Origin of the sequence: Dyella sp. (assembly GCF_035277725.1) — a bacterium.
GTDB lineage: Bacteria > Pseudomonadota > Gammaproteobacteria > Xanthomonadales > Rhodanobacteraceae > Dyella_B.
Genome location: NZ_DATEJY010000110.1, coordinates 1 through 10,417 on the forward strand (window position 1 = coordinate 1; position 10,417 = coordinate 10,417).

Annotated in this window: 5 protein-coding genes; 2 read left to right on the forward strand and 3 right to left on the reverse strand. The window is 61.1% G+C overall.

Annotated features, from left to right (window positions below):
• Positions 1-328: 328 nt before the first annotated feature.
• From VJR68_RS10065 to VJR68_RS10075, 3 genes are all read right to left on the reverse strand, one after another.
• Complete coding sequence (locus tag VJR68_RS10065; protein ID WP_324147543.1) at positions 329-1,831, reverse strand: hypothetical protein; 1,503 nt, start codon at positions 1,829-1,831, stop codon at positions 329-331.
• A gap of 262 nt (positions 1,832-2,093) precedes the next feature.
• A complete protein-coding gene (locus VJR68_RS10070) occupies positions 2,094-3,119 on the reverse strand; it encodes a terpene synthase family protein (RefSeq protein ID WP_324147544.1) in 1,026 nt (341 codons plus the stop codon).
• A gap of 372 nt (positions 3,120-3,491) precedes the next feature.
• Positions 3,492-5,108 carry an alpha-glucosidase family protein gene (locus tag VJR68_RS10075; RefSeq protein WP_324147545.1) on the reverse strand — a complete coding sequence of 539 codons (1,617 nt, stop codon included), beginning with the start codon at positions 5,106-5,108 and terminating at the stop codon, positions 3,492-3,494.
• A gap of 636 nt (positions 5,109-5,744) precedes the next feature.
• Here VJR68_RS10075 and VJR68_RS10080 point away from each other — a divergent pair.
• Both VJR68_RS10080 and VJR68_RS10085 read left to right on the forward strand, forming a co-directional pair.
• Positions 5,745-8,642, forward strand: coding sequence for a TonB-dependent receptor (locus VJR68_RS10080; protein WP_324147546.1), 2,898 nt, complete (start codon positions 5,745-5,747; stop codon positions 8,640-8,642).
• A 186-nt stretch (positions 8,643-8,828) separates the two neighbouring features.
• The gene (locus VJR68_RS10085) at positions 8,829-10,397 is read left to right on the forward strand and encodes an alpha-amylase family glycosyl hydrolase (protein ID WP_324147547.1); all 1,569 of its coding nucleotides are present in this window, start codon (positions 8,829-8,831) and stop codon (positions 10,395-10,397) included.
• Positions 10,398-10,417 lie beyond the last annotated feature (20 nt).

A 10,417-nucleotide genomic window follows, 5' to 3' on the forward strand; every position in this document is an offset into this window, starting at 1 on the left:
TTGCTTGTTTAAGCGAAATGGCTAAAAAGCTCGTCGTCCCGGCGAAAGCCGGGACCTAGCGACTTGCGGATACTCAAAGGCACTGGACCCCGGCGTTCGCCGGGGCGACGAGTCGCTAGCTTTGAATTTGCTGGGAAAAAAGGGGCTTCGGTTGAGTTGCAGATGTTTGCCTGGAGCGCAGCGAATTTTCCCGGACAGCAATGCGCTTTCGCGGGAATGACGGCCTTGGGGGATTTGCAGGTCGGGGTGAAAAACCCCGACATCGTCATCGTGATCGGCATGGCGATGTTGGGGCTCGCGTTCGCTCCCCCAACCTGCATTCATCGAATTACTGCGCGAACTCGTAGTAATCCACGCCCAGATCCTGAAACGCCGCTTCATACGTGTCGCCGGTGCGGGCGATCACGAACTGATTGACGGGCGGGCAATCCAGCGCAACGTCCTGGCCATCGTGCATGGCTTCGTATTGCTCGCGCGTGAGATCGGTGGATTCGGCCAGCGCAGCACGGAAACCGATCTTCGCCGCGGCTTCGCGCCAACCCGGCACCACGCGCAACGGAATCGCTTCGGAGGCATCGCCACTGCCATAGCCGATGGCGTAGAGCTTGGCATCGGTCCATTCCACGTTGTTTTCCAGCGCCTGTTCGAAACCGGCGGCAATCCACGCCGGCAAGGCGGCGGTGTAGAGATTGCCCAGTTCCATCGCCCAATCGGTGCCCAGGTTCACGCGCGTGGTCAGCAATTGCTGGAACGCGGGACTCTTGCGCGCCACGCCCGACAGCTTGGTGGTGAGCGGATGCGCATCCTGCGGCGCTTCGGCGTGCGCGCCCTGGCTCAGGAATTCGCCGAACAGGTCCGGCGTATTGCGACATTCGTCGATCACGCCTGCCGGCGACACGCCGGCCTGCTCGCACAGCGCCTGGAAGTCGGCGTTGGGTTGCGGCGCACGCGCGAGGGCGCGGGCGTAGATAAAGGCCAGCGCCTGCAGCGGCATCATGTGATACGGGCGATGGAAGAACAGGCCCTTGGCGCCGTCCAGGAAGTCGAGATCGGAAACGCCCAGGCGCTGGATCATCGCATCGGTTGCCTGGCCCACTTCGTCGAGGTAGGCGAAAGTGGAGTACTTGCCGCTGAAGATCGGGAAGTCGTGCAAGCGGCGATGACGCTGGCCGTATTCCTCGTGGAAATAACGCAGCAACGGCTTGCGGAAATCCGGGCCACGAAAATCCGAAGCGCTGCCGGCGTGGGCCAGATCCACTTCGAACAGCCTCGGTTGCGCTTCCACCAGCATCGCGACCGCGCCGGCGCCTTGCGTCTGCTCGCCGCTGGAGCCGCGTTCGTAGGCGGCGATATCGCTGCACACCACGATCGCCTGGCGACCGTTGGCATCGAACGCTACGTAGCGCAGCGCGCTCTTCAGCGCGTACACGCCGCCAAGGCAGGCATGCTTGAACTCGGGCACTTCCATCTGGCGCGACAGGCGCGGAAGGCCAAGACGTTCCAGTTCGCGATCGACCATGCCGCGCACGATCACCGCGCCGGCGGAGTTGTCCTTGCTGCTTTCGGTACCCAGCGCAAGCTGGCCGACGTTGCGCGGATCGATGTTGTATTGCTGGATCAAGCGCAGCACGGCGGTGGCCGCCATGGTGTAGGCATCTTCATACGGCGCCGGCTGACGGAAGCTGCGGCCGACCACGGCCTGCACTTTGTCCCAGGAATTTCCCGTCCATTCGCACCAGTCACGCAGGGAGACGCGCGGGCGGGGCACGTACAGGCTCATGCCGCTCACGCCAGGATTGCGTCGTGCTGCCGTATCGTTCGCTGTATTCAAAAGCTGGGTCCTCGATGGTGTCGGAGCAACTCGGACGCCATGCCTTCGCCATGCACGCTTGAGCGCGCAAATGGCGAGGGCATGGAGGGCGCGTGGCAGGACGGTTTCTTGAAACGATTGAAACCGCCCGGGCAGGGGTAGGCGCGCGCCCGGCCGATCCACAAGATTTTAACCACGTTGGCTTTCAGCAAGTCGACTTTTGGTTGCACATGCATCCGTCAAGTGCTTTTTGCACTGCATCGTGAACAATGCGGGATGCTTGTTACCAGGCGCTGATGACCGCCTCCGGTTCCGCAAAGGGCCGGGTGCTGTGCTGCGCGGCCAGCCAATCGCGGTAGCCGCTCATCCAGTGCTTCAGTCCGCTGATGTAGTTCGACAGCGCGGGCCCGGCGCTTTCCTTGACCGCTGCGGCGGTGTGCATGAAAGCGTCCAGTTCGGTGCGGATGCGCTCGCTGACGCGGTCCACGCTGTGCTGCAGCGAGTAGCCCTGGCTGGTGTAGAGCGCCACCGTGTTGCGGCGGGGCGCCGATTGGCGCACGTCCATGCCCAGATGCTGCACGTCGCTGCTCCAGCACACGATGCGATTGGTGTGCCGGCGCAATTGCTGCACGTTCAACCGATCGTATTCTTCCTGCGGCAACGGCAGGTCATTGGCGAAATCGATCAGGTAAAGGCAGGGATACAAGCCGCCGGCATGGCGCAGGATGGCTTCGTGCCGATGCGGCCGAGGTGCCTGCGCATGCGTGTGTTCAAGCATGCGCAGGCCGGCCATGCCCACCCACAAATGCATGGCGTGGGCGAAGCGTTCGAATTGCGCGCCCGACATGCTGGAACGCAAATCCCGGCACATGTCCGCCCAGGCCGCTTCGCCGTAAACCGGCTCGTTGCTGCTGCGGCCGGCGTCGAGTACGTCGATGACCGCGGTGAGATTGGAAATGGTGTATGTCGAGACCTTTTCGGTATTGCCCACGAACCAGTCGTCGACCAGGAAATACCAGGCGTAGAAATTGGCGATCGTCTGCAAGCGCTCCATCGATGCATACGGATGGCAACGCGCCGCCAGCCAGCCGAATTTCGCCCGCGCCAGGCGTGCGCGGTAATGCTCGTTGGGAATCAGGCCGTATTGCACCAGCCATTGATGCATGCGGGCTTCCACGAACGGTGCATGCGGCGAGCAGGCGCTGGCCCACGGGTAATGCAGGTTCGGCATGTGCAGTCCGCTCGACGGACGTTCGGCCGGCGCTGCAAACGCTGAACTGACGGGCCTGAGGTATTCGCTGTAATTCATGGCGGCTCTCTCCGTGAGAGAAACGAGCACAACGCAATGATCGGCAAAGTGCGGCAGGAAAACCGTATCGATCCGCTGCTGAAATTTTGGATGACGGGCGAGAAGCAAATAGCCCGGCAGCGGTATCACGGTAGAACGCGTTTACCAGGCGCCTGGTGGGAGGCGTCGCCAAAATGACCCAGGGGGAGGCAGTGCAGGCTGCCCGCCGGCCCCTGTATCCGGCGGTTTACACATGTGAAAGCCTAGGCTCGGAAACGTGATGGGGCCGTGAATTTAGACGGTTAAGTGGTTTGATTCTTGGGGGAAATGGCTTGCGTAGGCTGGGATGAAATCCCCGCTTCTCTGAGCTCCATGCTGGGATTTCATCCCAGCCTACGCGACCCGCGCGAACAGCACGCCATGTCCGGGCAATGCCAGCTGCCCGTTCTGCAACACACCTTGCTGCAAGCCGTGTCCATCCAGTGGCGTGACGGTGTCGAACGCCTGCAACGCCACCGTCTGCGGCTGCTTGCCAAGATTGAACACCGCCAGCACCTGCTCGCTGCCATCATTGCGCACGAAGGCCAATACCGGTTCGGGTACGTCCAGGAAACGAATGTCGCCGCGCTGAAGCGCCGGTTGCGCCGCGCGCCAGCGCATGAAGCGGCGGAAACCTTGCAGCACCGAATTTGGGTCGGCTTCCTGGTGCGCCACGGCCAAGGTCTTGTGCGTCTCGTCGATTGGCAGCCACGGTGCTACGGTGCTGAAACCGGCGAACGAACTGTCGTTCCACGGCATCGGCGTGCGGCAGCCATCGCGGCCTTTGAAGTTCGGCCAGAAGGTGATGCCGTAGGGATCGCGCAGCGCCTCGAAGGGCACCTCGGCTTCGGTAAGGCCGAGTTCTTCGCCCTGATACACGCATACCGAACCGCGCAGCGAACACAGCATGGCGGTTAGCAGGTTTGCCAATCGCGGCGAAGCATTGCCATTGCCCCAGCGCGTGAGCACGCGCTCCACGTCGTGATTGGAAATGGCCCAGCATGGCCAGCCTTCGCTCACTTGCGCTTCCAACTGCGCCACGGTTTGGCGAATGTACGCAGCACTGTAGTCGCTGCTGAGCAATTCGAAACTGTAGCCCATGTGCAGGCGTTGGCCGCGCGTGTATTCGGCCATGGTCGCCAGCGAATCTTCCGAGGAAATTTCCCCAAGCGTCACCGCGTTGGGATAGCGATCGAGCAACTCGCGCAGGTCCTCGAGAAAATCAAGATTTTCCGGCTGCGTGTTGTTGTAGAGGTGATACTGGAACGCGTACGGATTGTCCGGGCTGAAACCGCGGCCGACGCGTTTTTCCTTCGGCTTGGGCGGATTGTCACGCAGCTGTTTGTCGTGGAAGCAGAAGTTGATCGCATCCAGGCGCAAGCCATCCACACCTTTGTCCAGCCAGAAGCGCACGTTGTCGAGCACTGCGGCGCGCACGTCCGGGTTATGGAAATTCAGATCCGGCTGCGAGGCGAGAAAGTTGTGCAGGTAATACTGGCCGCGCCGCGGCTCCCACTGCCACGCCGAGCCGCCGAAGATCGACAGCCAATTGTTGGGCGGGCTGCCATCGGGCTTGGCATCGGCCCATACGTACCAATCCGCTTTTGCATTGCTGATGCTCTCGCGGCTTTCCTTGAACCACGCATGCTGGTCGGAGGTGTGGCTGAGCACCTGGTCGATCATCACTTTCAGGCCAAGGCTATGTGCCTTGGCGAGCAGGCGATCGAAATCCTCCAGTGTGCCGAACAGCGGATCGACGTCGCGGTAATCGGCAATGTCATAGCCGAAATCGGCCATCGGCGAACGGAAGAACGGCGCGATCCAGATCGCATCCACGCCCAGGCTCGCCACGTAGTCAAGACGCTGGATGATGCCCGGCAGGTCGCCCACGCCGTCGCCATTGGTATCCAGAAAACTGCGTGGATAGATCTGATAGATGACGGCGCCGCGCCACCAGGATGCATCGGTCATGTGAAACGCTTTCCTTAGTGAATCCGAAACGCGCCGGATCTGCTTCGCTCCTTCGGCAAATAACGCCACGGATGCCAGGTTCTTTCTTCGCCGTCATTCCCGCGAAAGCGGGAATCCATGGTGCTGTTCCGCAAGAGCGTAAATGGATTCCCGCTTTCGAGGGAATGACGGCGACGCAAGGAATCCCCATGCACCAGGCGAACGTTCCCGGTAGGACGCAGAGCTTGTCGGCGAGGTGCAGCTTAGTCGCGCCATTCTGCGTGCTCGCAGGATTTGCATACGTATTCATTCGTGCTGCGGTTGCGGCATGAAGCGTGTCTCGAGTGCTCGCGCTTGCGCGAGTTGCTATGTGGATGCTGCATGGAATTCCCGCACTACCGCCATTTTTCCGGGTTCCTGCGTTATCGCGCGTGCGCACTGCAGGCGTTTGCTGCGCTGCGATGAGTGCCATGCATAGGCGGATATGAATACGTATGCATGATGTGCTCTGCTTGGAAAAGCGCGCCCTACCATGCATTCCACGCGGCAGGTCTCAAGCCTGCATGCAAGTTGCCGTTGCAGCCAGCAGCAAGCGCTGCGGCGGCAAACGATCAAGAAGAGGCGCCTACAAAAAATGGTTTTGGGGAGGAGGGGAAAGTGATACTCAAGCGTAATGTGTTGGTGATGGCTCTGGCTTCGGCGGGTCTCACCATGGCTTTCGGTGTGCAGGCAGCGACCGGTGACACGGGTGCGCAGACGACGCCCGGTACGTCGCAGCAGCAGAGCACGGCCAGCAACAACACCGGCAATGGCACCACCAGCCAGGCCACCACCAATCCAAAGAGCCAGCAGGAACTGGCCAAGAGCCTGTCCACCGTGACCGTGACCGGCTTCAGCAGCAGCGTCGAGAAATCGATCGACTACCAGCGCTATGCCGACACCATCCAGAACGTGGTCACCGCGGCGGATATCGGCGGTTTGCCGGATCAATCCATTGCCGACTCGTTGACGCACCTGCCGGGCGTGTCGACCGAACGCATCGCTGGCATGTCCTCGCAGATCAATATCCGCGGCCTGTCGGGCGATTTCATCCAGACGACGCTGGACGGCCGCGAGCAGCCGTCGACCAGCGGCACCAACTACATCCAGTTCGATCAGTATCCGTCGGAGCTGATCAACATGGCGACGGTGTACAAGACCTCGCAAGCATCGCTGATCACCGGCGGCGTCGCGGGCACCATCGCATTGCAGACGGCCAATCCGCTGGAAAACAGCAAGGCGCAGTCGCTCAATGTCGATGCGCGCGGCAGCTACGACGGCCAGGCGCACGACGTGCCGGGTGCCAGTCCGAACGGCTATCGCTTGAGCGTGGCCTACCAGGGCAAGTTCCTCAACAACACCTTGGGTGTTGGCCTGGGCTTTGCGGATCTGTATCAGCCGCACGTGTCCGAGCAGTTCGTGGGCGAAGCGTCGGATGGCAGCCTCTATCAGTTGAACAACAACTCACCGCAGAAGGCATATCTGCCGGAGGGTTATCAGCTGCAACAGAACGGTGGCGAAGAGCGTCGTCGTGGCTATCTGGCCACGGTGGTATGGCGCCCGACCGATGAGCTGCAGCTGACTTCGGACACGTTCTTCTCCAAGTTCAATAACAGCTCGTTCGGTTACGGCCTGCGTTCGCAGAACTTCTATGGCAACAACGCGCAGATCACCAACCCGGTGTTGAGTTCACTGGGTACGGTGATCGGCGGCACGGTGTCCACCAATCCGCCGGGTACCGGTGGCAATCAATTTTCCAACGAGACCACGGCCGACAACTACACCACCAACACCAGCGTGTTCTCCGGGGGTCTGAACCTCAAGTGGAATCATGGCAACTGGCACGTCGATTCCGACATCTCGCTGTCGCGCGCCACCAGCAACGAGATCAACGTCGACACCACCGCCGATCCCTATACCGGCCTTGGCACCAGCAGCCCGCAGCTGATGGCGCAGTCGACGACCTTCCAGTTCAAGGGCCGCAATATCGGTGACGTGTCGCTGGCCAATCCGGGCCTCTACACCAACCTCAACGACATGGCGTTGTCGCGTTACGGCGTGTATCCGTACATCTATCACGACCGCGACAAGGCGTTCCGCACCAGCGTGCAGTACGACCTGCCGAACAACCCGGTGTTCTCGGCGATCGAAGCGGGTGTCTACCTCAACAACCATCAGTACAACGCAGACCGCGAGGCCTACGTGTACGGTTCGGAGTGGAATACCTCGCCGGTTCCCGGTGAGCCGCCGCTGACCATTCCTGCATCCGCGGCACAGGTCACGTGCTGGAAAGGCAAATTCAGCGGCTTCCCCTGCTTCCTGACGCTCAACGGCCCGGCGATTCTTGCCGCGCACGGCATCAGTGCCAACCCGGTGAAGAACATTACCGATCAGAGCTGGACGTACATCCAGAGTGGTTCGGTGGCCGAGCGCACGCGCGATGTGTTCCTGATGGGCGATATCGATGCGCAGTTGTTCGGTCACGAGTTGACCGGCAACGTCGGTGTACGCGTATCGCACCAGTCGCAGTACAGCGATGGCCTGCAGCAGGTGGGCAATGGTGCGGGTGTGCTGATCGTTGACGGCAACGGCAAGACCAGCATGGACTATGCACCGATCCGGCTGGGCAAGACCTATACGGATTACCTGCCGTCGATGAACCTGATCTATCACTGGACCGACAACGACCAGACGCGCTTCGCCGCGGCCAAGGTGCTGTCGCGTCCGCCGATCAACACCATGCTGGCCGGTGCCGGTTCATGGGTGTCCAATGGCCAGTACAACGTGTGGGGCAGCACCAGTCCGCTGCTCAATCCGTTGCGCGCCACGCAGTACGACCTGGATTACGAGCACTATTTCGATGATTCCACCGGTGCGGTGACGGCCGGCGTGTTCTTCAAGAAAGTGGATTCGTTCATCCAGACCGTTACCTACAACAACTTCGACTTTGCATCGGTCGGCATCACCGTGCCGAACGATCCGACCACCGGCAAGCCGTACGCAAACGGCCAGTACCAGACGGCCTTTAACGCCAAGGGTGGCGATGTGCGCGGCGTGGAAGCGTCGTTCACCAAGACTCGTTTCTTGCCGGGTATCTGGTCGGGTCTGGGCTTCGACGCAAACGTCGCGTTTACCAACAGCAACGTGCACAACCCCACCAATCTTGCCGGTCCCACCACCTATATCGGTCTGCCGGGCTTGTCCAAGCGCGTGGCGAGTGCGGCGGTGTTCTACGACAACGGCACGTTCTCGGCTCGTCTGTCGGCAAACTATCGCTCGTCGTTCCTCTCCAACACGCAGATTGCGGTAACCAATCAGCTGGTGACGTTTGCGGCCGAAACGGTGTACGACTTCCAGGCCTCCTACAACATCACCAAGCAGCTGAGCGTGGTCTATCAGATGCTCAATCTGAGCAATCAGCCGACCAAGACGTACTTCGGTGGCAATCCGCAGCAGACCGGCACCATCCAGTACTTCGGCCGCACCAGCTACCTGGGCGTGAACTTCCAGCTGTAAACCCAGCAAAGTGCCGGGCACCCTCCCGTGGTGCCCGGCACGTTCCCCCGGCCCGGTTCCGTGGATGATTGTGGAATCGGGTCCCTTTTTTCCAGCACGACCTGGTGCGACCCGTTTCGTCGTTTCCCGACCTCGTTGCGCGGCCGTGCCGCCGCGACGACACTCCATCCCCGGGAGGCGACTTCTATGCCTAAGTTCAGAGCCTTTTTACGTTCCTTCGCGATATGCGCCGCGCTGGCGCTGCTGTCGGTGCCGTCGCTTGCACAAGACAAAACAGCCGCGGCGAAGCCGGCTGCGCAAGCGTCCGGCGTCTACTACGAAATCTTCGTGCGCGCCTTCTATGACACCAACGGTGATGGCATCGGCGATCTCAATGGCGTCACCGCCAAGCTCGACTACATCAAGTCGCTCGGTGTCAGCGGCATCTGGCTGATGCCGATCAATCCGTCGCCGACGTACCACGGCTACGACATCACCGATTACGAAGGCATCAATCCGCAGTACGGCACGCTGAAGGATTTCAAGACGCTGCTGGCCGAAGCGCACAAGCGCGGCATCACGGTGGTGATGGACATGGTGATCAACCACACCAGCGATCAGCATCCCTGGTTCAAGGCGGCGTTGAACCCTGAGGATCCGCATCACGACTGGTATCTGTGGGCCAAGCCCGGGACGGATTTGCAGGCGATCAGCGCCGTGGGCGGTCCGGCGTGGCATCGTGCATCGAATGGCGCGTATTACGAAGGCACGTTCACCGGCGCCATGCCGGATCTTAATTACGACAACCCGGCCGTGCGCAAGGCCATGATCGACGTGGGCCGCTTCTGGTTGCAGCAAGGTGTGGACGGGTTTCGCCTGGATGCCGCACAGCACATCTACGACGACCTGCGCAGCGACATGAGCGATCCGATCGCGTTGCAGAAGAACGTGCGCTGGTGGGCCGAATATCGCCATGCATTGGAAGCGACCGATCCGCACGTGTGGCTGGTGGGCGAGGTGTCCCGGCAGAACCCGGATGACCTGACGCCGTACATGGGGCCGCTCAACACCGTTTTTGATTTTCCGCTTGCGGCGCAGCTGATCGGAAGCGTGAGCCAGGAACGCAATCTCGGTATCGGGCGTGGCTTGGAATTCACCTATGCGGCGTATCGCCAGCATGACCATGGTGCATTCGACGATGCGCCGTTCCTCTCCAATCACGACCAGCAGCGCGTGATGAGCCAGCTGGACGACAACATGGCGCACATGCGCCTTGCTGCTGCCTTGCTGCTGACGCTGCCCGGCCATCCTTTCATTTATTACGGCGAAGAACTCGGCATGCAGGGCAGCAAGCCCGACGAGAATATCCGCGAGCCGATGCGCTGGTATCGCAACGGCAAGGGTCCGGGCACGGCCAGTTGGAAGGATTGGAGCACCACCGACGACGCGGCAGTGTCGGTACAAGCGCAGGATGCCGATCCGGCGTCGCTGTTGAATCTCTATCGCACGTTGATCAGCTGGCGCCGGCAGGTGAGTGCATTGCGTGACGGCGTGCTGCGCAACGTGCCGATCAGCGATCCGCATGGACTGGCTTACATCCTGCAGGATGCGCAATCGCGCGTGCTGGTGGTGCACAACCTGTCGCGCGATGCCCGCACATTCGAATTGGGCAGCGATGCGCAAGTGTCGTCCGTGCTGTTGCAGAGCAATGGTGGTGTGGTGCTGGCGAAGGGGAAGTTGACGCTGCCGCCGTATACGACGGCTGTGCTGCGATGAACGTCGGTCGGCCCAGAAGT